This window comes from Collinsella sp. An268 (assembly GCF_002159765.1).
Classification (GTDB): domain Bacteria; phylum Actinomycetota; class Coriobacteriia; order Coriobacteriales; family Coriobacteriaceae; genus Coprousia.
In genome coordinates, this window is sequence record NZ_NFJH01000003.1 from 61,438 (window position 1) to 83,990 (window position 22,553).

A 22,553-nucleotide genomic window follows, 5' to 3' on the forward strand; every position below is an offset into this window, starting at 1 on the left:
TCTTAGCCCCCACCCCGAAACTCCCCATCATGCGCCACCCATCATACCAGCAAAGGAACGAGTCAAGCAGGAGTCAACGCGCTCGACGACGGCATCCATCACCACGAGGGATGCCCTACCATTCTTAGTCAGGCAAACGGGCCGCTTGTGCCCTCGAAGTGGATGGCTGACTTGCCAACAGCGAGTCGCCCCCCCCCCCGCTCTTCCGCTCGTGCGGACGTGTCTACAACTCCTCGGAGAGATACGCGCGCAGAAGGGGCATCTCAAACGTAACGTATCCCCGTCGGGGAGCATCGATGACGCCCTGTTCGAGCAGGCGCGTGCGGTACACGCGCGCGTAGTTGGTGTTCTTGCCCATGCGTGCGGCAACATCGGCGACCGAACTCGGACGCCCTTCATCGGCAAGCATCGCCTCTAAAAACGCCATATCGCCGTCGGAGAGCTCCTGGCAGGTCTTTTTGACCACACCGTTGATGAAGTCCTGCCGCGCCAGCTCTGCACCGCGCCGCGCATGCTCGGAAGTCATAACCTCGGCCTCCCCCATCGCCGCCCACGACCGGAAGCCGACGAGCTGTACCATATAGGCGAAGCCATCCGCCGCAGCCACGGCGATATCGAGCGCCTCGTCCTCGACGCGCCGCCCCGCCTCCTCAAGGGTCTCGCGAAACGCATCTCGTACATCATGGTCGGCGATGCGTCCCAGCTGATGCTGCGCAGCACGGCGCAAAAACGACGCCGATTTATCGGAGAGCAAGGCGGAAACGCGCGACGGCAACCCCGCCATACACAGCGCGACATCACGGCTCTCCCGCACAAAGTGCTGAAACGTCGCGGCAAAGTCTACGAGTTCGTCAAGACCAGGGTCAACCTCGTCGACCGTAATGAGCAGGCCAATCTGATGCTCCGCGAGAACGTCTAAGAGCTTGTTCATCCTCGTGCGCCAATTGCCCGAAGCCGGATCGCGATACTCCCACGCCATTCCAAACAGTTTTGATACGGAGATTGAAGTGAGCCTGCGATCTGCGGGACGATCGACAAAGGCATCGGCCGCCTCCGTTGCGCGCTCGATAATGTCCTCGAGCATCCCCGGCCGTGCCGTAACGTTCGCCGAAATCCATCCGAACGATTCTGCGCGAGACGCAAGATAGGAGAGCAGAACCGTTTTGCCTACACCGCGGGCTCCCGTAAAGAGGCTGCAGAGGTTAGGGTCGGAGCCGTGAGACTTCAGCGCCGTCTCTAGCTCGCTGATAAGCTCTTGCCGACCGGCAAGCACTGCGGGCATCCTTCCGAAGGTTGGGGTGAACGGGTTTTCGTTGCGCACTACGTCCTCCTTCTGCGTTTCTGCATTCCATCGTAGCAGCAACGGTCACGTCGTTTTTTTCTTTTGCTCTTTTTTTTATTTTTTGCTCTTTTACGTTGGCGCAGGTAATAAGGGCAATCTCTTCTGCGCAGTGCGCCTGCGGAATGCGTCGAGGTTTTGTGAAAAAGTCGGCGACCGCCGTCAGCCGACCGCGAAGCGCCGGAGGTCCCATCCGCGGCGCTCGGCCTCGCGGATGAGATCCAAGGGGCTGGCGTCCTCCAGCGCCGCCACGTCGACGATAGCCCAAGGCGAGCCCGCAAACGCCGCCGGCCCCGTCTCGTTAACCAAGGCATCACGCAAGCGCTCTACATCGATGGTAATCCGCTCGTCCACACCCATCACCCCTTTAGGCGCATGCTATCAAATGCATAAGTTGCATAATTTGTACCCGTCCCCACGTATGCCGTACCCGTCCCCACGTATGTGCCCGCACTCCCCCGGCTTCTCGCCGGCGTGCCGCTCGCTTACGCGAGCACGCGCATGTTGCCGCTCACGGTGTTGATGGTGATGCGCGATGCGCCGTCGCCGTAGACATAGGTATCACCCGACTGCGCGCTCGCTGGCCGGTCGCTCGTGAACCCGCCCGAGATGCTCGAAACCCCCACCGTGGCACCGGCGTCCGCCGGCATCTGAAGCGATACGTCGCCGCTCACGGTATCGCAGGACACCTGCGGCGGCAGAGCTCCCGTAAGCGCGAGGTCCTGCACGCCCGACACGGTATCGACGGCAAGATCTGCCGACACGCTGCCCACCAGCTTGACGTTGCCGCTCACCGTCGCAAGCTCGGCCCGCTCGGCCGCAAGGTCCGCAACCACCAGGCCGGAGCTCACGGTGTCGACATCGAGCGCGGCGCAGGCAAGGCCGCCGAGGTCGAGCGCCGAAGAGGTGCTCTGAATGCTCACGTTGCGGAGCTTCCAGCTCTCGCGCACCGGAACCTCGGTGGTAAGGCGCATGTCCGGATAGTCGTAGCCGTTATCCGACTCAGGCAGACCGTCCGCGATGGCGAGCGTACCGCCGTTGAGCTCAAACGTCGCCTGCGTGGGGTCCATCCGATAATCGCCCGCCGCGACTTCCTCGCGCACCACGACCTCCGCGCCCTCGGTGGGCACGATGCGCACCGTGCCGCCGCGCCATGTTACGCGCAGATCGGTCACCTCGTCGGTGCTATATGCGTTCGTGGTATCGATGGGCTCGGAGAGGGTCGTGGGGTTACCCGGATTGAGGCTCCACGAACCGAGGTTGAACGATATGCCGGGAATGACGCGGAGCACGCTACCGAACACCGCAGAGGTGCACGAGGGCAGCACCGCGCCGAGTACGAGCGCCGCCATGAGGGTGACGCCGATTCCGACCTTGATAGCCTCGCTGCGGGTGAGACCGAAGCGGCGCCCGCCGGTGGTCGCCGGTACCTGCGGCGCCTCGGGACGCCGACCGCTCTTCATCGCCATTGCCCCTACCTCCCCTCTTCGTCGGCGCCATCGATATCGTCGACGCACGGCGGGGTCGGCGTCGCCACCCCACCGTCGGCCACGCGCTCACCGCGGGCGCGCGCCGCGGCACCGTCCAAGATGCTCGCCACCCAGCGGTAGATCGGCACGGTGAGGAAGATGAGCCACGCCGTCGCCCACGCATGGAAGAAGAATCCGAACACAAAGAAGAGGATGACGGTGAACGTCGCATACGGGAACGACCGCCACGCGCCGCGCCGATGCGCCTCTGCCGCCGACTCGCTCACCCGTGTCGCCTGGCTGCTCGCGCGCGCCGCAGCCTCCGCCGCCTGCGCCGCAGCCCGACTCGCCTGGGCCGCTGCAGCCGCTGCCTGCGCCGCGGTCTCGCGGTCTGCCGCGCGGGCCGCATCGTCCGCGGCGATCTTGTCGGCGCGCTCGGCGTTCTCAAACGCGATGTCGTCCGCTATATCGGCGTCGACGCTCAACAGCTCGTCCAGGCTCACCCCGTAGAGGCGCGCAAGCGCGATGAGGTTCTCGGTATCGGGCGAGCTCTCTGCCCGCTCCCATTTGCTCACCGCCTGCCGCGAGAGCCCCAGCTCCCGTGCAAGCGACTCTTGGCTGTATCCCTTGGCGCGCCGGAGCTCGGCCAAGCGCTGAGCTATCTGCACGTTCATGCTGCATCCCTTCTGCTGTTCTACGACTGGTGCACACGCGGATCCGTTAGCCTCAATCTACGGAAACAGCGCAAGAGAGGCCACCTACTCTGGTAAGAATTTCCGCAACCATCGGTTGCGGGAGCCCTGATGAGGCCTTTTGCGGTGCTGGACAGGCGCTTGCCGCCAAAATGGAAGGGGCGCGCCCTCGCGCGGGCGCGCTAGGCGCGGGCCGCCTCGATCTCGTTGGCCAGCCATGCGCACCACGCGTCCATCCCCTCGCCGGTGCGCGCGCTCACAGCGAAGCGCGGTGCGGTGGGATTGAGGTCGTCGAGCACCGCATGGTAGGCCGCCATGTCGAAATCGAACGCCGGTGCCACGTCCACCTTATTGAGCAGCTGCGCGCCCGCATGCTGGAAGATGCCCGGATACTTGACGGGCTTGTCGTCGCCCTCGGGGACCGAGAGAATCATGACGGCGAGGTTCTCGCCCAGATCGAAGTCCACGGGGCACACGAGGTTCCCCACGTTCTCGATAAAGATGACGTCGATGTTGGCGAGCCCCACGCCTTGGTCGAGCGCGTCAACCGCCTGCCCGATCATGTTGCCCTCGAGGTGGCAGAGACCGCCCGTGTTGATCTGCACCGCGGGGATGCCCGCCTCCTTCATGGTCTGGGCGTCCACGTCCGAGGCGATGTCGCCCTCGATCACCGCCGGGCGCAGACCACGCTCGCGCAGGCGCGCGTCGGTCGCGAGAATCGTGGAGGTCTTGCCGGAACCCGGGCTCGAGAGCACGTTGATCACGTAGACGCCCGCCGCACGAAAACGCTCGCGCAGCTCGGCGGCCAAGCGCTCGTTGCGGTTCAAGATGGGGCTTTCGATGGTGAGGGTCTCGGAGGACATCGGTCATACTCCTTTACGGTTGCAGCTGGCTGGACGGGGTGATGCCCGCCTGTTGGAGAGGGCGATGCGGCGCCGTTACGGTTGGCTGGGCTCGTCGGGATGCTCGACCTCGATGGAGATGATATCGAGCTCGCGACCGTGGATGAGGCGCGTATCGGCGCTCCCGCACACGGGGCAGCGCAGGTGGAAGCGGTCGTGGGTGAATCGCTCACCGCACGCGTTGCACACGCTCTCGGGATACACGTCCTCCACCGTGAGCTTGCAGCCGTCCGTGAGCGGGTCCTCCTCGCAGAGGACCTCCCATGCGAGGTCCATGGCCTCGGGCACCACCTCGCGCATGACGCCGATGCGAAGGTTTACTTGGCAGAGGCGCGAGGCGCCGGCGCGGCGCGCGACCTCGGTCACATTCTCCAAAATGCCGCTCACGATACTCATCTCGTGCACGGAAGCCGTCCTTTCTCCCCTGCAGCGGGGACGGGAGATCTTGTCCGCCGCCCTTGCGGGGTAATGCGATTCGCCCCCATATCTTACCCGTTCGCCGCAGGTGCGTCGTGCGCGCAGGGCCGCCCCGTCACCGTGCGCCGCCGCGCTCCATCGCGCATTTCCGGGTTCATGGCGGCGTGTTTTGTCCCGCCTGGGTGTTCATTTCTCGCGGCAATGAACCCGTCGATGAACCCGCAAATGCGCGACTGGGGAAAACGCAGGTAGCTGCCTGTACATTTTTCCGTGCTATGCACCGGGCGGTAGGATTATGCTCCTACAGCACATTTCCGGGTTCATGGCGCGGGATTATGTACGGAGGGGTTCGGCAAAATGCCTTGCAATGTACGCACCAAGATCCCCGTAACGCAAAAGCGCCCCGAAGGGCGCTTGCGGGTTCGCGTTATGTTCTCGTCGTCGAGGAGCGCGCGCTATTCGTCGTCGTCTGCAAACAGGCTCACGCTGCGCTTCTTGAGGCCCGCCTTGCCCTCGCGCGCCACGATGGCGAAGCGCGTGACCGCGAGCGCGATCTCGTAGAGCGAGATGAGCACCGCGAACATGAGAAGCATCGTGACCGGGCTCGCATCGGGCGTGATGCAGGCGGCGACCACCGCGAGCACCACGTAGATCACGCGCCAGGACGCGCGGAACGAGGCGTAGGGCACGATATGGAAGACGGCGAGGTAAAAGACGATGAGCGGCAGCTCGAAGGCCACGCCGAAGCCGATCATGAGCAGCATCTCGGTGCCGATGTAATCGTCGAGCATGGCGAGGGGGTTGGCGATGGCCGCGACCTCGCTCGTGAGCCACTCGAACGCCGGCGGCACAATGAAGAAGTAGCAGAAGATCATGCCCACAAAGAAGAGCGCCGTCGCGGCGAGCACCGTCGGCACGACCCATTTGCGCTCATTGGGCTTGAGCGCCGGCAGGAAGAAGGCGAGCACCTGCCACACGATCATAGGCGAGCACATCACGAGCGCCGTGCGGAAGCCGATGGTGAAGCGCGTGGTAAAGCCGCCGAGCGCCGAACCGATGTAGAACTGGTCGCCCACAAACGGTTTGATGGGATCGGTGAGCAGATCGATGACCGTAGAGGATGCAAAGTACATGACGAGCGTGGTGACCACGAGCGTCACCACCACGATAGTGAGGCGGCGGCGCAACTCGCCCAAGTGATCCATAAGCGGCATGCGCGCGGGTCCGATGGGCATTACCGCTCACCTCCTTCCGAGGCGGCGACATCCGTGGCGGATGCCTCAGCAGAAGCGGGAGCGGCCGGGGCGTCGGCGGCGTCTGCCGCAGCGGCGGCGTGCTTGCGCGGTCGGCGGGCGTACAGGTCGGCCGTGGCGCGCGCGGCCTCGGCGGCGGCGTCGACGGCCTCCTCGGCAGGCTCGGACACGGCAGCCTCTACGGTCTCGCTCCCAGCGGTCGCAGCAGGGGCCTCCTCGGTGGAAACCGGCTCGGCAGACGCGGCCTCGCGCTCATCCTCGGGCTCATCCCCGGCCGCATCCTCGGCGTCACCGCGAGCCGCCTTCTCGGCAGCGGCCTTCTCGGCGGCGAGGCGCGCGCGACGCTCGGCAAACGTCTCCTTGCGAGGCGCCGGCGCGGCGTCGGCGGTGCCCTCGGCGTCTGCATCCGCGTCGTCTGCGTGGGCAGCGGTAGCCTGCGGCGAGGCCTGCGCGTTCGCGTTGATGGTCGCCGCCATGGGGTCGATCACCTCGGACTGCACGACCGACGTCATGCGCTGCTGGGTCTCGCGGAACTGCCGGAGGGCGCGACCGAGCGTGCGGCCCATCTGGGGCAGCTTGTCCGGCCCGAAGAGCAGAAAGCCGAAGATTACGATGATGAGCAGCTCGGTACCACCGATACTCACAGGTTACCTCCTGGGTGTTGCCATCGCGCCTTAGCCGGTTCGCACCGGTCGAGGCATAACCGATTAAGTATACCGCCTGCCCGCGCACGGCGAAACAGGCGGCTCGGAGCGCTTACAGAGCCGTGATGGAAATCTCCTGGTCGACGCCGAGCAGCTGCGCCACGCGCATCACGCCCGGCTGAGCGTTGACGGCGCTGAAGCACTTGCCGTGATCGGCCGCATGGTGCGCGGCGCCCACGAGCACGCCGATACCGGTCGAGTCGATGTAGGCGACGTCGGCAAGGTCGAGGCGCACCTCCTCGGTGGGCTGCTCGAGCGCGAAGTCAATCGCAGCGCGCAGCTTGTCAGCGTTGGAGATGTCCACCTCGCCGGTCACGCAGATGGTGTACTGCTCGGGGGTGGGGTTGGTGGTGATGGTGAGTTCCATATCGCTCCAATCTGTGGGGCGGATGCCCTGGTTCAAGACACTGCGGTAAGGCCCGCGCCGCGCTGCGTTTACGCGGTGCGGACCGTAAGAGTTATGACGTACCGTTGAGCGCGTCGAGTCGGTCCTGGGCGTAGTCGCGCACGCCGTACGCGTCTGCATCGCCCGCCGCCTCGATGGCGGTCTCGTAGGCTTGGCGCGCGTCATCGGTGCGCCCGTCGTTCTCGTAGAACATGCCGAGGTTGGCCCACGCGGGGGCAAACCCGGGGTCGACGTTTTGGGTGAGGTCCTCCAGCGCGGCGATGGCACTCGCGTGGTCGCCCGTGTAGAAGACGCAGATCGCGCGGTCGACGAGAGCGGACTTGGCGCCGGCGTTATCGGCCAGATACTCGTCGTAGTAGCCGATGGCCTGCTCGAGGAGCTCCGTCGCGTGCGCACGGTCATCGTCGTCGGTCGCGTGGTTGAGCGCCGCCACGCCCCAGTCGAAGTAGCCGTTTGCCACGTTGAGAAGGGCCGTGGGGTTGCTCGGGTCCTGCTCGAGCTGGGCGAGCAGCGACTGCGCCGCCGTGCCGTACTGGGCGTCGACCGTCTCCATGGCGTCGGCAGCGCTGGCATCGTCGCCCGCGGCCTCGGCACCGGTCGCCTCGCCCGTCGCGGCGCTGCCCCGCGAGCCCGCCGTGCCTGCCGGCGCAAACCCGCCCGTCACCACAAACAGGGCGACCGCTGCAACGACCACGAGCGCCACCATGAGGACGATTGCGCGGACGCGAGAGGTCTGCTGCGCGTTAAAAGCCACGGTTCCTCCCTACTCGGCAACGTGGGCCGTGCCGTCGGTATCGACCTCGACCTGCGGATGGCCCTCGGGCAGCGCGTAGGACGCGTCGTCGCCCGCCGCATCGGCCGTCTGCTGGGCGGCGGCGTCCGCCTGCGCGCTCGCAAGCGAGCTCATGGCGGCCGAGGAGCCGAGCAGGTAGCCGATGATGACGCCGAGCAAAAGCGCGATCGCCGTGATGACGAGCACCATCCAGAACGGCGGCGCCTGGCGCGCGGGCGCATCGGAGGCGGAGACGGCGGCCTCGGTCGCGGCGGTTGCACCGGCGGCGGACGCATCGGAGGCGGGGGCGGCACCCTCGTCGCCGGCGGTGTCTCCGGTCGCGGCAGCCGTCTCGGCACCAGGCGCGGCGGCGGAGACGTCCTCTGCCGCTACCTTGCCCTCGGCCTCCTCCTCGAGCGCGAGCTCGTCATCAAAAAAGTCGTCAAACGCACGCTTCGTCATGCGGCACGCTCCTCTTGGGCGAGCTCGGCGCTCACCAGCTTTGTCGCGAGCACCAGCACATCGAGTGCAGCCTTGAGCTCGTCAACCGAGGGATAGGTCGGCGCGATGCGCAGGTTGGTATCGTCCGGATCGTTGCCGCCCGGCCACGTGGCGCCCGCCGGCGTGAGCGTGACACCCATGTCGGCGCAAAGCTGCCAGATGCGCTTGGCCGAGCCGCGCGGGCCATCGAACGAGACGAAGTAGCCGCCGCGCGGATGCGTCCAGCGCGCGCAACCGAGGCCGCCGAGGCCCTCGGTAAGCTTCTCCTCCACCGCGGCGAAGCGCGGACGCAGGAATTCCGCATGCTTGGCCATGTGAGCCTTGACCGCATCCAGATCCGGCAGGAAGCGTGCGTGCATGAGCTGGTTCAGCTTGTTGGCCGAGATGAGACCCACCTGCAGCGTGCGGGCGACCTCCTCGACGTTTGCGGCGCTCGAGCCAAAGAAGGCGATACCGGCGCCCGGGAACGTGATCTTGGAGGTAGAGGCCACCTCGAGGATGCGGTCCTCGTTGCCCACCTCGCGCGCCACGTCGTGGATGTTCAGGAGCTGGTCGCCCTCGTCAAAGAGATCGTGCACGGCGTAGGCGTTGTCCCACACGATGCGGAAGTCCGGCGCGGCCTTCATGACGGCGAGGCGACGGACCGTCTCGTCGGAGTACGTGATGCCCGTGGGGTTGGAGTACTTAGGCACGCAGAACATGCCCTTGATGGAGTCGTCCGAGGCGCACAGGTACTCGACCTGGTCCATATCCGGCCCCTCGTCGGTCATGCGCACCGGGATGTTCTCGATGCCGAGGTCCTGCGTAAGGCCAAAATGACGATCGTAACCGGGGCTCGGGCAGAGCCACTTGATGCGCGGCAGCTTATACCAGGGGGTATGACCGGGCACGCCCTTCTCCCAGTAATGGATGAGGACGGACTGCATGATGTTCAGGCTCGAGGACCCGAGCACGATCGTCTGGTCGGCCGGAACGCCGAGGAAGGCGCCCGCAAGACGGCGGGCCGAGGGGATCCCCTCGAAGCAACCGTAGTTGGAGCAATCGATGCCCTCGTCGGTGAGGTCGGCGTCGCTCGTCAAGAGGTCGAGCATGGGACGCGAGATGTCAACCTGGGCCGGGCTCGGCTTGCCGCGCGCCATATCGAGCTTGAGGCCCTGAGCCTTGACCTCCTCCACCTCAGCTTTGAGGGACTCGATGGCTCGGGCGAGCTCGTCATCACCCATGCGCTCGTACACGTTGCGCGTGAGCTCCGCCTCGGTTTTCTCGTAATCTGTCTGCATGCACATGCCTCCCACCGTTTGGGGCGACGCTCGGCGCCGCCGGGACGGCCCTGCAGCCGCCCGGGCCCGCGCCCCGGAGGCACGGGTCAAAAAGTCAATCTGCACAAGTATAGCGGCAGGGCCGACCGGCTGACCGAACGGGCTTCCCGCGGTGGGATGTCGCAACGATATCAGCAGAAACGAACATAATCTGTGCACGAACGCGCGCTCCGCGGTCCCGGAGAGGCGGTGGCGTCCTTTAATTAACCCCCCCCCATGGACAAAAACCGCGGCGGCTTTTGTCCACGGGTCGGCAGCCCGGCCCGCAACGACCCGCTCCGGCCGAGCGAGCGCGCCCCGCATCGGCGCCGCGGGGTAAGATAGGACGCGGCCGCCCCATAAGCGGCCGCGTTCACCTGCCGATCCGACCCACCGAGGAGCACCATGACGTTCCAGAATCTTCAAACCGAGGCTTTCGGCGACCTCCAGCGCCTCGTGGACAACCTTTACACCGGCCGCGACGCCGTCGAGCGCCTCGACGTCATCGTGCAGGCGGAGCTCGCGGATCTCGATGCCGACCTGCTCGAGGTGGTCAGCCTCCTGCCGCCCGGCCGCTACGGCCGCCAGCGCCTCTGCGATCAGCTCAACTCGGCGCTCGCCGCACACGGATGGGGCGCGGCCTACGGGACCGTGGAGTAGCGCGGAGAACCGCTAGCTTTTCGCCCGTCGCGCACCGCACGCAACGTGCATGTACAGCAGACCCACGAGCGCCGCCGAGGCGGAACCGGCCAGAATCGCCGTCTTTGCCGCCAAGAGCTCCGCCGGGATCTGTGTGAAGGCGAGGCCCGCGATAAGAATCGACATCGTAAAGCCGATGCCGCCGAGGATGCCCACGCCCACGATATGCCGCATGCTCACGCCGGTCGGAAGGTGCGCGATGCGCGTCTTGACCAGAAGCGCCGTCATACCCGCGATGCCAATGGGCTTGCCGAGGAGCATGCCCAGATACACCCCGATGGCCACCGGGTCGAACACAAGGGACAGCGGGTCGACGCCCACGAGGCGCACCTGCGCGTTCACAAAGGCGAAGATGGGCAGGATGAGAAAGTTGACCGGCGTGGAAATGTAATGCTCGAGGCGCTGCAGCGGCGGCGTGACACGGTGCATGACGCGTTCGACGCCGCGAGCGGCGCGGGTGAAATCGTGCTGACCGAGGATGTGGACCTCGTCGTCAAAGCGGTCGTCGAGCTCGGGGAGCTTGGAGCCCAGCCAGCCGACGAGCTCGGAGGCGACGATGTCCGAGCGCGCCGGAATCGTAAACGCCAAGATCACGCCCGCAAGCGTGGCGTGCACGCCCGACTGGAAGAGGCAGAACCACAGCACAAGGCCCAGCGCCAGATACGGCGCCAGGCGGAAGCGGCGCCAGCGGTTGAGCACCACGAGCGCCGCCGTCACCGCCGCGGCGCACCCCAACCAGAACAGGTTGGGCGCGTGCCCGTAGAAAAGCGCGATGGCCGCGATGGCGAGCAGGTCGTCGGCGATGGCGAGGGTGGAGAAGAACACCTTGAGCGCCGGCGGCACCCGGTTGCCGAGCAGCGACAGCACGCCGAGGGCGAAGGCGATATCGGTCGCCATGGGGATGGCCCAGCCGTACACCGCACCGCCCCGGTTCACAAAGCCGTAGATGCACGCGGGCACCACCACGCCCCCCACCGCGGCGAGCATGGGCAGCATGGCCTGGCGCGGCTGGCGAAGCTCTCCCACCGTCATCTCGTACTTGAGCTCGATGCCCACCAGCAAAAAAAAGATGGCCATCAAAAAGTCGTTCACAAACAGCTCGATGGAGAGCGAGAAGCTCCACGGACCGAAGACGAGCGAGACGCTCTCCTGCAAAAACGCGTGAATCGCCTCGTAGGCGGGCGTATTGGCGCAGATGACGGCGACGACCGCCGCCACGATCATCACGAGGGCGGAGATGGTGCCGTTGCTCGTGATGCGCTCGAGCACATTGCGGCGCTCCAGACGGCGGCGCTGGGCGGGCGCGATGAGTGAAGCCGGGGCGGTCACCCCGCCGACCGGGAGCTCCGTCGCAATCGCCTTGCGCTCAACCGCCTTTGCGGTCTTGCGGGGATGCTTGCGTACGGGGCGCTTGGTCATGTCGGGCTGCCGCCTTTCTGCTGGGGCGCGCGTTACCGCGCCGGTCGATACTCCGCGCAGGCACGGGCCCGCGCTTCAAAAAAGACGAGGCACCCGGGGCGCCTCGCCTTTCTGCGTCGTATCTATTGTTGCGCAACCGGCACCCTGTGCCCCCTCGGACGCACGGCGCATCCAGACGGAATCCACAGGTCCCCGCCTTCTCGAGGCAGGGCCCGTTGCGCTTGAGAGCGTGCCGGTTAGTTGGCCGCGAGAATGGGGGCCGCGACCTGCTTCTTGCGCGAGAGCACGCCCGGGCACCAGACGCCCTCGGGCACGTCCTCGATACGCAGGCCCTTCTGCGCGGCGACGGTATCGCCCTCGAGCAGCACCTGCGAGCCCTCCTCCATGATGTCGGTCACGCAGAGCACGATGCCGTCGGCACCCTTCTCGGCCTGATAGGCGCGCATGGCGGCGCGAATCTCGTCGACCATGCCGAGCGCGCGGGACTTGTCGACCGTCTCGTACTGCCCGATGAGGAGCTTCTTGCCGGCGACCTCGAAGAGCTTGATGTCGTTGCCGACCATCTGCTCGGCCGTGAAGGAACCGGACGGACGGGAGAGGAAGACCTCCATGCCAAACTTGACGGGGTCGACGCCGAGCTGCTCGCCGAGCGCGGCGGCAACCGCACGGTCGACATCGGTCGTGGTGGGCGACTTCAGCATGAGGGTGTCGGTCATCATGGCCGCGAGCAGGCACTTCGCCTGGGCATCCGTGGGCTTTTGGCCCAGCACGTCGAAGAGCTTGGTGACGATGGTGCAGCTCGAGCCCCAGGGCATGGCCACGATGGTGAGCGGCGCGGCGGTGGTGAAATCGCCAAAGCGATGGTGGTCGACCACGCCCACAACCTGAGCGTTCTCGATACCAGCAACGGTCTGGCCGATCTCGTTATGGTCGGTGAGGACCACGGGCTGCGGCTCGTCGGCGGCGGGGATCTCCTCCAGAAGCGCCGGCTCATCGATGCCGAGGTCGGCGAGGAGCTTGGCGGTCTCCGCCGGCAGGGGGCCCAGACGACGGGCCTCATAGGTATCACCGTTGTAGTTCACCTGGTTCAGGAGCTGGGCGAGAACGACCGCCGACATGATGGCGTCGTTATCGGGATTGAGATGTCCGAAGACGAGAACGTTGCTCATGGATGAGCCCCTTTCTGATGCGTATCGCCAGATATCCCTATCTTAGCGAAAAGCGCCGCCCCGGACAGGGCGGCGCCAAAAACGATGCGGATATGCACAGGCGCAAGCCGCGCATGAACAGACGCTACTAGGCCTCGCGGCTCGCGCGAAGGGCAACGTAAGCCGCACCGATGATGCCGGCGTCGTTGCCAAGGGTCGCAACCTCAATGGGCGTGTCCTTGCTCACCTTGAAGGCGCGGTCGGCAAACTTCTTGCGTAGCGTCTCCAGGTACACGTCGGAGGAGGCGGAGGCGCCGCCACCGAGGACGTAGATCTCTGGGTCGACCACGGCGGAGATGGTCGTGAGGCCGAGGGAGAGGTAGTCGGTCATGGTCTCCATGGCCTCGAGCGCGACCTCGTCACCCTCGCGGCAGAGCTGGAAAACGGTGCGGGAATCGCTGGAGCCAGAGAGTTCGTGCGGCTCGACGCCGTGGGCCTTGCAGGCGCGCAGGTAGTTGGTGACCACGCCGGAGGCAGAGGCGTACTGCTCGAGGCAGCCGCGGCGACCGCATCCGCAGGTCTCGGTCTCGTCGGGGTTCACCGTGATGTGGCCGATCTCGCCACCCGCGCCAAAGGCACCGCCGATGACGTCGCCGTTGACGACCACGCCACCGCCGAGGCCGGTGCCGATGGTCACCATGACCATGCTGTCACGACCCTGGGCACTGCCGCGCCAAAGCTCGCCCATCGCAGCAGCGTTGGCGTCGTTGACGTAGCGAACCGCCGCCTCCGGGCAATGGCCCTCGAGCGCCGCCTTGAGTGCGGGCGGATCGATCTCGATGTTGGCGGCAAGCGTAATCTCGCCAGAGGAGGGAACCGGGCAGGGCACAGCGAGGCCGACGCCCTTGACCGCGGCCGCCGTGGCATCCGTGCCGGCAACGAGCTGGTCGATGCCCGAGATAACCGCGTTAAAGCCCGCCTCATCGGTAAGCGGCGGCGTGGGCACGCTGATCTTGCCCAGAAGCTCGCCGTTCTCGTTGAAGAGGCCCTCCTTGACGGAGGTGCCTCCCACGTCGATACCAATGTAGAGCTTGATATCGTCCGCCATGTGAATCCCCTTTCACTGCCAAGGGCGCCGCACATCCGGCACCCCGCATCGGTATGCCGTCTCCGATTGTGGCACAGCCCTCGTGTGAACGGGAGATGTTTCCGGTGAACGCTGTCAACTATACTTAGAGAGGTACCCGCGAGGCCCGGGGCTGTTAACCGGAGCGAGCGGCGCAGGTATTACCGACTAGAGAGCCCGGCGGCCACCGGGCTCTACTTATCTCCTCCGCATCTTGCCGGGCGCAGACAGGCAGACGCCGAGCACTATTCCCACAACGGCGAGCAAAACCCAGCCGAGCCCCATATCGGCAAACGGCAGGGCATCGAAGATGACCCAGACGCCGGGCGCAAAGGCGTCGCGCAGGCTCACCACAACGCTCGAGACGCCCACAAGCCCAACGGTCACGGGCCACGTGAGCGGGTAGGCGTCGAGGAGGCGGTGCGCCATGCCGCCGATGACGAGGACAATCGCCACAGGGTAGAGGGCGTTTAGGAGCGGAACGGAAAAGGCAAGAATGGCATCGAGCCCAAAGTTGGAGATGACGCACGAAAACGCTGCAAAGCCAATCGCCCAGACGCGGTAGGGCACGCGGGGCAGCTCCTCGGCAAAATAGGTGCCGCAGCAGCTAATGAGCCCCGTGCACACGTTCAGGCATGCAAGCAGAAAAATCGCCGCAACAACCGCCGTGCCGAGCGTTCCGTAGTGCATCGTAGCCGACGCCGTGATGACCTCGGCACCGTTGGTCGCCCCTGCAAGCGCGGCGGACAGGTCAAAACCCACCACCGCAAGACCGCCGTAGATCGCCATCATAAGCACGCCGGCGATGACACCCGCGCGGCACACCTCGCGCATGACGCCGCCCGTATCGGTCACGCCGAGGTTGCGGATGTTTGTGGCAATCACAAGGCCGAAGGTGAGCGAGGCGAGCAAATCCATCGTCTGGTACCCGGTAAGAAAACCCTGCACCGCCGCGTTGGTATCGTAGGGTGCAACCGGCGCGGGCGCCACTTGGACCTGCCCGGTGGCAAGCGACACAAGCGATGGCACAACCACGCCAACGATAAGCAGGATAAGCGCGGGTCCCGTCACGCGGCCCAAAAGGCGCGTAAGACGCCCGGGGTGCATGGCAAGCGCAAACGAGAGCGCAAAGAACGCGACGGAGAATACGAGGCGGACCACCTCGACGGAGATACCGGCGGGCAGCAATGGGGCAAGCATCTCAAACGCCGTGGACGAGGTGCGCGGGATGGCAAGGCACGGCCCGATGGCAAGATACACCGCTGCCACGAACACGCGGGAGAACACGGGATGCACGCGGTCAGCGAGCTCGCGCACCGTACCGGCAAGCGCCACCGCCACGATGCCAAGCACCGGCAGCCCCACACCCGTGATAAAGAACCCTATGGTTGCGGGGAGCGTTGCTGTGCCCGCTTGCACGCCGAGCAACGGCGGCAGGATGAGGTTGCCTGCGCCGAAGAACATCGAGAAGAGCGTCGCGCCCACCATAAGGGTCGCTTTAGGGCTCAGAGCCTTTGCGTTGCCGGCCATGGTCTACCCCACCTTCACGATGGGGGCAAACCCCTTCATGAGCTTCTTGGTCTGGCCGCTCTTATCAAAGGTGACCTCGAGCATATCGCCCGCCACGCCAATGACCGTACCGATGCCAAACGTCTTATGGCTCACCTTGTCGCCCACGGCAAAGGTCTCGGCGCGCTTGGCGGCGTCCGGCCGGCGCTGCTCGACCGCATGGCCCGCAGCGGTCGCCTGCGTGCGGCGGCGCGGCACACCGCTGCCAAACGTCGCCGGCGCACGCCCCGCATCGGGGCTGATGCCCGTATGGCGCGAGACGCTGCCGCCCGTCGAGCGGGTGTAGGACCCAAAGACGCGGCCGCCGTACATGTCCTCGCCCACACCGGAGCCGTAGGTACCGCGGCGATCGCCGCGCTTCTCCCAGCCCGTGCCCTCAAATCCGGCCGAGCCCACACCCGTGAACTCGATGTCCGCATCGGGGATCTCGTTGAGGAAGCGGCTGCGGGGGTTCGCCTGCGTGGATCCGTACGTGCGACGCGTGGCGGCATACGTGAGGAAGAGGCGCTTGCGGGCGCGCGTGATGGCGACGTAGGCGAGGCGGCGCTCCTCCTCGAGCTTGCCGGGGTCGTCGGCCGCCGCAAAACCGGCGACATGCGGGAAGATGCCCTCTTCCAGACCGGCAACGAACACCGCGGGGAACTCCAGACCCTTGGCGGAGTGCACCGTCATCATGGTGATGGCGTGGCTCTCGCCCGCAAGCGCATCGAGGTCGGAGCGCAGCGCCAGCCACTCGAGGAGCGCGGGCAGGGCGCGACAGGCGAGCTGGCCGTAGGTGCGCTCGATCTCGGCAGCGGTCTGCGCCGCCTGCTCGCGCGCGACGGGCGCCGCCGCCATGGTGTTGCCTGCGATGAGCTGGGCGAGAGCCGCCTGAGCGCCCGTCAAGGCGGCGTCCTGCGCAGCCGCTGAGGAAGGGACCTCGGCGCCCGCAAGCGCGGGCGATGCGAATGCATCGTTTGACCCCGTCCCCAACGATGCGTCGGCAGCCGGCACGTCGGCCAGCCCGGCGGCACGGAGCTCCTCCAGGCTCTCGAGCGTGCCCTCGATATCGTCGTGGCTCTCCTCAAACTCTGCCGCCACGCCCAAAAATTCCTGAATGTTCTCGAGCCGGCCCTCTGCCTCAACCGTGCCCTCGGCCCGCAATGCCTGCATAAGACCCGTCTTGTCGACTATGGCCTCGACCACGCGCTGGAGCTCGCCGTCCATGCGGCGCCCCTCGCGCACGATGGAGACAAAGTCACCGAGGGCGGAGCGCACCTTGGCGGTGAAACGCCCGGTCTCGGCCGTGGCGATCTCGCACGCCTGGAAGAAGCTGCAGCGGTTCTCGCGGGCGAGCTCCTCGATCTTGGCGATGGAGGTGGAGCCGATGCCGCGGCGCGGCGTGTTGATGACGCGCTTGACGCTCATCTCGTCGGCCGGGTTGACGATCATCTTGAGGTAGGCCATGACATCGCGGATCTCGGCACGGTCGAAGAAGCGCGTGCCGCCGACGATCTTGTAGGGCACGCCCGCGCGCAGAAACATATCTTCGAGGATGCGCGACTGCGCGTTGGTGCGGTAGAAGACGGCGATGTCGTCGTAGCTCGTGCCGCCGGCGTGCAGCTTCTCGATCTCGCCGGCGATCCAACGGCCCTCGTCGCGCTCGTCGCTCGCCTGATAGGCTTGGATCTTCTCTCCGTCGCCCGCCGCGGTGAAGAGGCGCTTGTCCTTGCGGCGCGAGTTGTGGCGCACCACGGCGTTGGCAGCTGAGAGAATATGGCCCGTCGAGCGGTAGTTCTGCTCGAGTTTCACGACCTTAGCCTCGGGGAAATCCTTCTCGAAATCGAGGATGTTGGTGATGTCCGCACCGCGCCAGCTGTAAATGGACTGGTCGTCGTCGCCCACGACCATGAGGTTTTGGTACTTGGCCGCCAAGAGGTTGGCGATCTCGTACTGCACGTGGTTGGTGTCCTGGTACTCGTCCACCGAGATGTAGCGGAAGCGTTCCTGGTAGCGCTCGAGCACCTCGGGGCGCGTGCGAAGGAGCTCGAGCGCCCGCACGAGCAGGTCATCGAAATCCATGGCGTTGGCGGCGCGGAGACGCCGCTCCAGCTCTTGGTAGACCTGCGCGGCCTTCTGCTCCTGCGGGGAGCTCGCCGCCGCTTGGAACTCGTCCGGTCCGATCATAGCGTTTTTGGCGGCGCTGATCTTGGACCGGATCATGTTGATGGGATAGCTCTTCTGCTCGATGTCGAGGGCCTGCATGATGTCGCGCACCATACGGCGCGAGTCGTCGTCATCGTAGATGGTGAACTGGCCTGTGTATCCCAGAAGGTCGGCATCCTCGCGCAACATGCGCACGCACATGGCGTGGAACGTACAGACCCACATGCCGCGCGTGCCGTGTGGAAGAAGCGCCTGCAGACGCTCGCGCATCTCGGCCGCGGCCTTGTTGGTGAACGTGATGGCCAAAACCTGCCACGGGCGGACGCCAAGGTCGGCGATCATATGGGCGATGCGGAACGTGAGCACGCGGGTCTTGCCCGAACCGGCGCCCGCGAGGACGAGCAGGGGCCCCTCGCAGGTGAGCACCGCCTCGCGCTGGGCGGGATTGAGCGAATCGATATCAACGGCATAGGCCATGTGGGCACTCCTTCTACGGGCAACGCAGCCGGGCTCCCGAAAAACGGAGGGGCATCCCGCCCCATCCCCTTTCCGGCCAGACCAGTATAGCGATGCGCGCAGACAAACGACGTGCGCTCACGAGAACAACCGAGCGGGAGGCGCCGAGAGGGTCATCTTTTCGTACCGGGCGTCATCATGGCACCCAAGGATCCGTAGCGATCCAGAAACTCCCGATACTGTCCCTCGTCGAAGAAAGCGCAGTCGCCTCGTCCGAAGCTTTTTGCGACCTCGACGGCGAAGCGTGCCGCCTCTTCTATATCCGTACCATGGGATGCCCCGGTGGCGCACCCCGCCACCGCCTGCTCAGTCGTGATCGCCACCCCCACCACCGGGGCCTCCGTAGCGCAGGAAGGCTGCACGATGCTGTTGAGATGGTGGAGGCCGTTGCCATAGGGAGTCACGTCGTACTGGGAAAGCGCGAACACCAAGGGCATTCTGCCCGTTACCCGCGCCATGATATCGAGCAGGTCCGGGGAGACGGGCAGGATCGCCCCCTCCTTCACCGTCGGGGAGATCGCGATGCCGTTCCGGTTGACGATACGGTTCCCCTTGGTGGCATCCAGCGAGAGAACCGCATCCATCCGCCCGTCGACCTCCCAGCGGTTCATCTCGCCCATATCGATGGGAGACCCCATAAACGGCACAGGGTCGTGCGGGACGGTGGGGGCGTTCGGGCAGACATGCGTGGCGACCACGACATCGCCCTCCAACCGGTCCCCCGTCGCCGCCATCTCTACGAGCTTCAAGCAGGCGGTCAACGCGGCGATGGCGCCGTCCCCATCGGACACCGCCCCGACCACCTCCGGCCGCGCCCCGACCCCACCGAGCCTTCCGACCACGCCGAGCGTCGGGGCGTCTCCCCCCGACATCGCCCCCGCCCTTCCGGGAATGAGGATCTTTATGCAGTCCGTGCCCCCAGACGCCCCTTCGACACGCTCGGTCAGCACCTTCATCTCCGCCGGACCCCGCCGGCGAAGCAGGTCGGCAACGGCGGCGCCGTTCGCGTCCGGACGATCCAACAGGTCGTATATCTCGATCATCTGACGAATAAGCACAGAAACCTCCCCTTGAGGAAAAAGGCGCGGGCCGGCGCACCGCACCGGCCCGCGCCGAAGATCGAAGCGCGCCCTCAGCAATCGACGGCGGCTAGCACTGTTCGATGTAGACGAGCCCGTCCATATCGTCCAGCGGCCACATGGGACGGAAAATCCGCTTGAACGGAATGTTCTCCGAACGCTGAATCGTAGGACCGTTCGTCAGCGCCATCGTGTGATAGGCGGTCTCTGGGATGAGATAGGTGTCCAGATACCCCATCTTGACCACTACGATGTCATAATCGTGGAAGTCGACCCCGGCACCCTTGAACTGCTCCATGGTCCCATACTGAACGTTGCGATCCATGACCAGCACATCGATGCCGGTGCCGCCGATCGAGACGATATGGCTGTCGCCCACTCGCCTAATCCTACCGAGGCCCATCAGGGCGTCACCCGACACCTTGAGTGTCCCGCTGATGTGCACCGGGGCGGAGAGCTCATCCTCACCGACACCCAAGTCAAAGGAAACCGCGTCGCCCTCGCCGAACGCCCCCAGATACGCGCATGCGGCAGGGTCGTTTATGCCGGCAACCAAAACCGACTTGCCCCGAAGGTCCTGGGCGAGAAGCTCCCTCAGGAGCACCGTGTTGTGACCGGCGCCGCCCGCTCCGCAGTTATCTCCCGAATCCGTGATCACTGCCGTCTTCCCCTCGAAGGCGACCGCGTCGCGCACCGACTCATCGGGCTCGCCGAAATTACCCGTGAAGGTGAACTCGTGGCGATGCTCCCACGCATACGCGGAAATCTCCTCCGCCACCTCCGCGCAATGGGCACGATCCTCGGGCCGATTGGGAACGACCACCACGGCGGCGCCGAGCTTATCGTCATCGTGCCGGATGTAGCCGACGTGATAAGAGCTCGAGAAGACCCGCGGGTCCTGCTCCGCCTCATCGAGCATGCGGTTGATCGAGCGCATCGGCTCCATTGCGGAGACGCTGCGCTCCCCGCCGACCATGATGGGAAGCTTGCGCATCACCGGGTGCATGGGGCGACGGTGCTGCATGAGGTCGACGAGCTTTCGGGCTACGAGGCGCTCCGTCTCAACAGTATCGATGTGCGGCGACTCGCGGTAGCATCGCACGATGTTCAGCCGGCCGACCAGTTCCGCGGTCACGTTTCCGTGCGGGTCCATAACCATCGCTATGGGCATGTGGACGCCGACGATATCCCGCATGCGCTGCACCAGATAGTGCTCGGCAGAGACCGCCTCGAGCCCACGCACGCCACTCGCTCCATGAAACTGCAGGTAGATACCATCGATTTCAGATAGATGCCCCTTGAGTTCGCCGAGAATCTTCGAGGCGATATAATCGAACGCCTCGCGGGCGATCATGCCGCTGGGATGAAGCGCGGCGAAAAGCGAGGGCACGATCCCGATCCCCGCGTCCTCGAAAATATCTCGGACATCCAGCGCGTCTATGCACGCGTCCCCGTATCGCAGCAGAAAGTCTCCGATCTCGGCGTCCTTGGATACGTGCTCGTTGCATTCGGCCGTAAGATGCGCGACGAAAACGTTCATCGCCATATTCCTCCTTCACACGCCCGGCAGGCCCCGCGCCCGCACGGCACTGAAACGATAGACGCTCGACCGCCGCCGACCGCTAGGCCTCGGCGGCAAGCTCCTCCTCTTCAGCTTCTTCCTCCTCGTTCTCCTTGATGAGCTTGCCGCCCACGAACGAGATCGTAAAGCCCACGACAAGCGAGACGACGCAGGCGATCGTTCCCGGGACGACGGACGCACCGTCGCCTCCCGCGAACACCGCGGCGAAGAGTACGTTGCCGGTCCCGATGGTCCATGCCTTGCAGCTGAAAATGCCTCCGATTATCCCGCCGGCGAACCCACCGAGGAAGAGCGCGACCATGTTCACCTTAAAGGGAAGCACGCTGGCATACAGCGTGGGCTCCGAGACGCCACCGAGGGCGATGGTCACCGCGTTGGAGATCGCCATCGCGCGACGCTCACCTTTCCAGCGCAGTACGCTGGAGAGCGCGATACCGATCAGCGCATAGGTGCCGAAGATGGCGCTGCACCAGAAGAGGTTGTCATAACCGAACTGGGTGAAGTTCTGCATCACGATGGGGGTGATCGCCTTATCCATGCCGAATGCGACCAGGAAGTACCACAGTCCGCCGATGAGGCCGATGGCGACCGGCCCGGCAACGTTGGCGATCCAGGTGGCGACCGCGCTGATGGCGTTTCCGAACGCCGTGGTCAGGGGGCCAATGGCGCACAGGGTGATGGGCAGCATGATCAGCAACGTGAAAAGCGGGAGGAACGCATACCGCAGCGACTCAGGCATGTGCTTGCGCAGAAAACCGTACACGTAGCTCATAATCCACACCGATACGATGCTCGGCAGGAACTGGTTCGTATAGGTAACGGGCGTCATGGGGATGCCGTACACCGTGAACTGCTGCCCGTCCGAGACGATCTGCAGCAGCGTGGGGTGCACAAGAACCGCGGCCAAAAAGAGCGCGCACGGTATGCTCGTATTGAAGTACTTCGCAGCACTCCATGCCATGAAGATGGGAATGAAGTACATGCCGGCGTTTCCCACAAACGTGAAGAGCGTGATCAGGTCGTGGTCCGCCGGAAGGATGTTGAAAAGATTCGGGCCGAGCATCGAGGCGAACAGCGTGCACAAGCCGGCGGGGATGATGATCGGAATGACCGGGAACACGCAGCCTTGAAGCGTCCGGAGCATCGCGCCGGGCACTTGTCGGGGCGTAAGCTTCTGTCTGCCCAGGGCGCCGTCCAGATTCTCATCGATGGCCGCCTCGCGCTTGAGGCCGCCCAGCTCGCATATCGCGTCGTATATCTCCTCAACCGTCTGCCCGACGATGACCTGCAGCTGCTCCCCCGCCCACTGGGTTCCGAGAACGCCGCCGATCTTCTTGAGCGCCGCCTCATCGAGCCGGCTCCTATCCTTCAAGATAAAACGCAGGCGCGTAACGCAGTGGTTGAACTGGCTGATGTTATCCTTCCCGCCGACGGCGGCCAGGATCTTCCCGCCTATCTCGGAGTACTTTGACATATCGCTCCTCCTTATGTTCCGTTCGGACAATCGATATCGGTGA

Annotated in this window: 21 protein-coding genes; 1 reads left to right on the forward strand and 20 read right to left on the reverse strand. The window is 65.3% G+C overall.

Going from position 1 to position 22,553, the window contains the following annotated elements:
- Positions 1 to 223 precede the first annotated feature (223 nt).
- From B5F70_RS03295 to B5F70_RS03350, 12 genes are all read right to left on the reverse strand, one after another.
- Positions 224 to 1,084 (reverse strand): ATP-binding protein, encoded by an 861-nt coding sequence (locus B5F70_RS03295; RefSeq protein WP_241145888.1) that lies wholly within the window; start codon positions 1,082 to 1,084, stop codon positions 224 to 226.
- A 417-nt stretch (positions 1,085 to 1,501) separates the two neighbouring features.
- The gene (locus tag B5F70_RS03300) at positions 1,502 to 1,693 is read right to left on the reverse strand and encodes a hypothetical protein (RefSeq protein ID WP_087204281.1); all 192 of its coding nucleotides are present in this window, start codon (positions 1,691 to 1,693) and stop codon (positions 1,502 to 1,504) included.
- A 131-nt stretch (positions 1,694 to 1,824) separates the two neighbouring features.
- A complete protein-coding gene (locus B5F70_RS03305) occupies positions 1,825 to 2,808 on the reverse strand; it encodes a DUF4097 family beta strand repeat-containing protein (RefSeq protein ID WP_087204149.1) in 984 nt (327 codons plus the stop codon).
- Between the two features lie 5 nt (positions 2,809 to 2,813).
- Positions 2,814 to 3,482, reverse strand: coding sequence for a helix-turn-helix transcriptional regulator (locus B5F70_RS03310; protein WP_087204150.1), 669 nt, complete (start codon positions 3,480 to 3,482; stop codon positions 2,814 to 2,816).
- Positions 3,483 to 3,682: 200 nt separating this feature from the next.
- On the reverse strand, positions 3,683 to 4,363 hold the full coding sequence (hypB, locus tag B5F70_RS03315) for a hydrogenase nickel incorporation protein HypB (protein ID WP_087204151.1): 681 nt from the start codon (positions 4,361 to 4,363) through the stop codon (positions 3,683 to 3,685).
- Between the two features lie 75 nt (positions 4,364 to 4,438).
- Entirely contained in the window at positions 4,439 to 4,798 is a 360-nt protein-coding gene (locus B5F70_RS03320) for a hydrogenase maturation nickel metallochaperone HypA (RefSeq protein WP_241145899.1), read from the reverse strand.
- Positions 4,799 to 5,274: 476 nt separating this feature from the next.
- Positions 5,275 to 6,054: a twin-arginine translocase subunit TatC gene (tatC, locus tag B5F70_RS03325; protein ID WP_204556565.1), complete on the reverse strand. Its 780-nt coding sequence runs from the start codon at positions 6,052 to 6,054 to the stop codon at positions 5,275 to 5,277.
- Positions 6,054 to 6,716: a twin-arginine translocase TatA/TatE family subunit gene (locus B5F70_RS03330; protein WP_087204153.1), complete on the reverse strand. Its 663-nt coding sequence runs from the start codon at positions 6,714 to 6,716 to the stop codon at positions 6,054 to 6,056. The genes tatC and B5F70_RS03330 overlap by 1 nt, the downstream gene beginning before the upstream one ends.
- Before the next feature lie 112 nt (positions 6,717 to 6,828).
- Positions 6,829 to 7,143 (reverse strand): STAS domain-containing protein, encoded by a 315-nt coding sequence (locus B5F70_RS03335; RefSeq protein ID WP_087204154.1) that lies wholly within the window; start codon positions 7,141 to 7,143, stop codon positions 6,829 to 6,831.
- Between the two features lie 91 nt (positions 7,144 to 7,234).
- On the reverse strand, positions 7,235 to 7,936 hold the full coding sequence (locus B5F70_RS03340; protein ID WP_087204155.1) for a tetratricopeptide repeat protein: 702 nt from the start codon (positions 7,934 to 7,936) through the stop codon (positions 7,235 to 7,237).
- A 9-nt stretch (positions 7,937 to 7,945) separates the two neighbouring features.
- Positions 7,946 to 8,416, reverse strand: a complete 471-nt coding sequence (locus B5F70_RS10590; RefSeq protein ID WP_087204156.1) for a hypothetical protein — start codon at positions 8,414 to 8,416, stop codon at positions 7,946 to 7,948.
- Positions 8,413 to 9,735, reverse strand: coding sequence for an aminotransferase class I/II-fold pyridoxal phosphate-dependent enzyme (locus B5F70_RS03350; RefSeq protein WP_087204283.1), 1,323 nt, complete (start codon positions 9,733 to 9,735; stop codon positions 8,413 to 8,415). The genes B5F70_RS10590 and B5F70_RS03350 overlap by 4 nt, the downstream gene beginning before the upstream one ends.
- A 423-nt stretch (positions 9,736 to 10,158) precedes the next feature.
- Here B5F70_RS03350 and B5F70_RS03355 point away from each other — a divergent pair, with 423 nt between their 5' ends.
- Entirely contained in the window at positions 10,159 to 10,413 is a 255-nt protein-coding gene (locus B5F70_RS03355) for a hypothetical protein (RefSeq protein WP_087204157.1), read from the forward strand.
- A 12-nt stretch (positions 10,414 to 10,425) separates the two neighbouring features.
- Here the strand turns inward: B5F70_RS03355 and nhaA are convergent, their stop codons facing one another.
- The 8 genes from nhaA to B5F70_RS03395 all read right to left on the reverse strand — a co-directional run bounded on the left by nhaA (position 10,426) and on the right by B5F70_RS03395 (position 22,510).
- On the reverse strand, positions 10,426 to 11,871 hold the full coding sequence (nhaA, locus tag B5F70_RS03360) for a Na+/H+ antiporter NhaA (protein ID WP_087204158.1): 1,446 nt from the start codon (positions 11,869 to 11,871) through the stop codon (positions 10,426 to 10,428).
- 236 nt (positions 11,872 to 12,107) lie between these two features.
- Positions 12,108 to 13,040 carry a DHHA2 domain-containing protein gene (locus B5F70_RS03365; RefSeq protein ID WP_087204159.1) on the reverse strand — a complete coding sequence of 311 codons (933 nt, stop codon included), beginning with the start codon at positions 13,038 to 13,040 and terminating at the stop codon, positions 12,108 to 12,110.
- 127 nt (positions 13,041 to 13,167) lie between these two features.
- Entirely contained in the window at positions 13,168 to 14,127 is a 960-nt protein-coding gene (locus B5F70_RS03370; RefSeq protein WP_087204160.1) for an ROK family protein, read from the reverse strand.
- Between the two features lie 216 nt (positions 14,128 to 14,343).
- Positions 14,344 to 15,675: a branched-chain amino acid transport system II carrier protein gene (brnQ, locus tag B5F70_RS03375; RefSeq protein WP_087204161.1), complete on the reverse strand. Its 1,332-nt coding sequence runs from the start codon at positions 15,673 to 15,675 to the stop codon at positions 14,344 to 14,346.
- A 3-nt stretch (positions 15,676 to 15,678) separates the two neighbouring features.
- Positions 15,679 to 18,336: a UvrD-helicase domain-containing protein gene (locus B5F70_RS03380; protein ID WP_087204162.1), complete on the reverse strand. Its 2,658-nt coding sequence runs from the start codon at positions 18,334 to 18,336 to the stop codon at positions 15,679 to 15,681.
- A 152-nt stretch (positions 18,337 to 18,488) separates the two neighbouring features.
- Positions 18,489 to 19,433, reverse strand: a complete 945-nt coding sequence (locus B5F70_RS03385; RefSeq protein ID WP_087204163.1) for a DUF1177 domain-containing protein — start codon at positions 19,431 to 19,433, stop codon at positions 18,489 to 18,491.
- A gap of 91 nt (positions 19,434 to 19,524) precedes the next feature.
- Complete coding sequence (locus B5F70_RS03390; RefSeq protein WP_241145889.1) at positions 19,525 to 21,000, reverse strand: M81 family metallopeptidase; 1,476 nt, start codon at positions 20,998 to 21,000, stop codon at positions 19,525 to 19,527.
- A 76-nt stretch (positions 21,001 to 21,076) separates the two neighbouring features.
- A complete protein-coding gene (locus B5F70_RS03395; RefSeq protein WP_087204164.1) occupies positions 21,077 to 22,510 on the reverse strand; it encodes a PTS transporter subunit EIIC in 1,434 nt (477 codons plus the stop codon).
- Between the last annotated feature and the right edge of the window lie 43 nt (positions 22,511 to 22,553).

Coding starts and splice junctions, on each gene's coding strand:
- B5F70_RS03295 (WP_241145888.1), bottom strand. CDS start 1,084: ATGCTCGAGGACATTATCGAGCGCGCAACGGAGGCGGCCGATGCCTTT.
- B5F70_RS03305 (WP_087204149.1), bottom strand. CDS start 2,808: ATGGCGATGAAGAGCGGTCGGCGTCCCGAGGCGCCGCAGGTACCGGCG.
- B5F70_RS03310 (WP_087204150.1), bottom strand. CDS start 3,482: ATGAACGTGCAGATAGCTCAGCGCTTGGCCGAGCTCCGGCGCGCCAAG.
- hypB (WP_087204151.1), bottom strand. CDS start 4,363: ATGTCCTCCGAGACCCTCACCATCGAAAGCCCCATCTTGAACCGCAAC.
- B5F70_RS03320 (WP_241145899.1), bottom strand. CDS start 4,798: ATGAGTATCGTGAGCGGCATTTTGGAGAATGTGACCGAGGTCGCGCGC.
- tatC (WP_204556565.1), bottom strand. CDS start 6,054: ATGCCCATCGGACCCGCGCGCATGCCGCTTATGGATCACTTGGGCGAG.
- B5F70_RS03335 (WP_087204154.1), bottom strand. CDS start 7,143: ATGGAACTCACCATCACCACCAACCCCACCCCCGAGCAGTACACCATC.
- B5F70_RS10590 (WP_087204156.1), bottom strand. CDS start 8,416: ATGACGAAGCGTGCGTTTGACGACTTTTTTGATGACGAGCTCGCGCTC.
- B5F70_RS03350 (WP_087204283.1), bottom strand. CDS start 9,735: ATGCAGACAGATTACGAGAAAACCGAGGCGGAGCTCACGCGCAACGTG.
- B5F70_RS03355 (WP_087204157.1), top strand. CDS start 10,159: ATGACGTTCCAGAATCTTCAAACCGAGGCTTTCGGCGACCTCCAGCGC.
- nhaA (WP_087204158.1), bottom strand. CDS start 11,871: ATGACCAAGCGCCCCGTACGCAAGCATCCCCGCAAGACCGCAAAGGCG.
- B5F70_RS03365 (WP_087204159.1), bottom strand. CDS start 13,040: ATGAGCAACGTTCTCGTCTTCGGACATCTCAATCCCGATAACGACGCC.
- B5F70_RS03370 (WP_087204160.1), bottom strand. CDS start 14,127: ATGGCGGACGATATCAAGCTCTACATTGGTATCGACGTGGGAGGCACC.
- brnQ (WP_087204161.1), bottom strand. CDS start 15,675: ATGGCCGGCAACGCAAAGGCTCTGAGCCCTAAAGCGACCCTTATGGTG.
- B5F70_RS03380 (WP_087204162.1), bottom strand. CDS start 18,336: ATGGCCTATGCCGTTGATATCGATTCGCTCAATCCCGCCCAGCGCGAG.
- B5F70_RS03390 (WP_241145889.1), bottom strand. CDS start 21,000: ATGGCGATGAACGTTTTCGTCGCGCATCTTACGGCCGAATGCAACGAG.
- B5F70_RS03395 (WP_087204164.1), bottom strand. CDS start 22,510: ATGTCAAAGTACTCCGAGATAGGCGGGAAGATCCTGGCCGCCGTCGGC.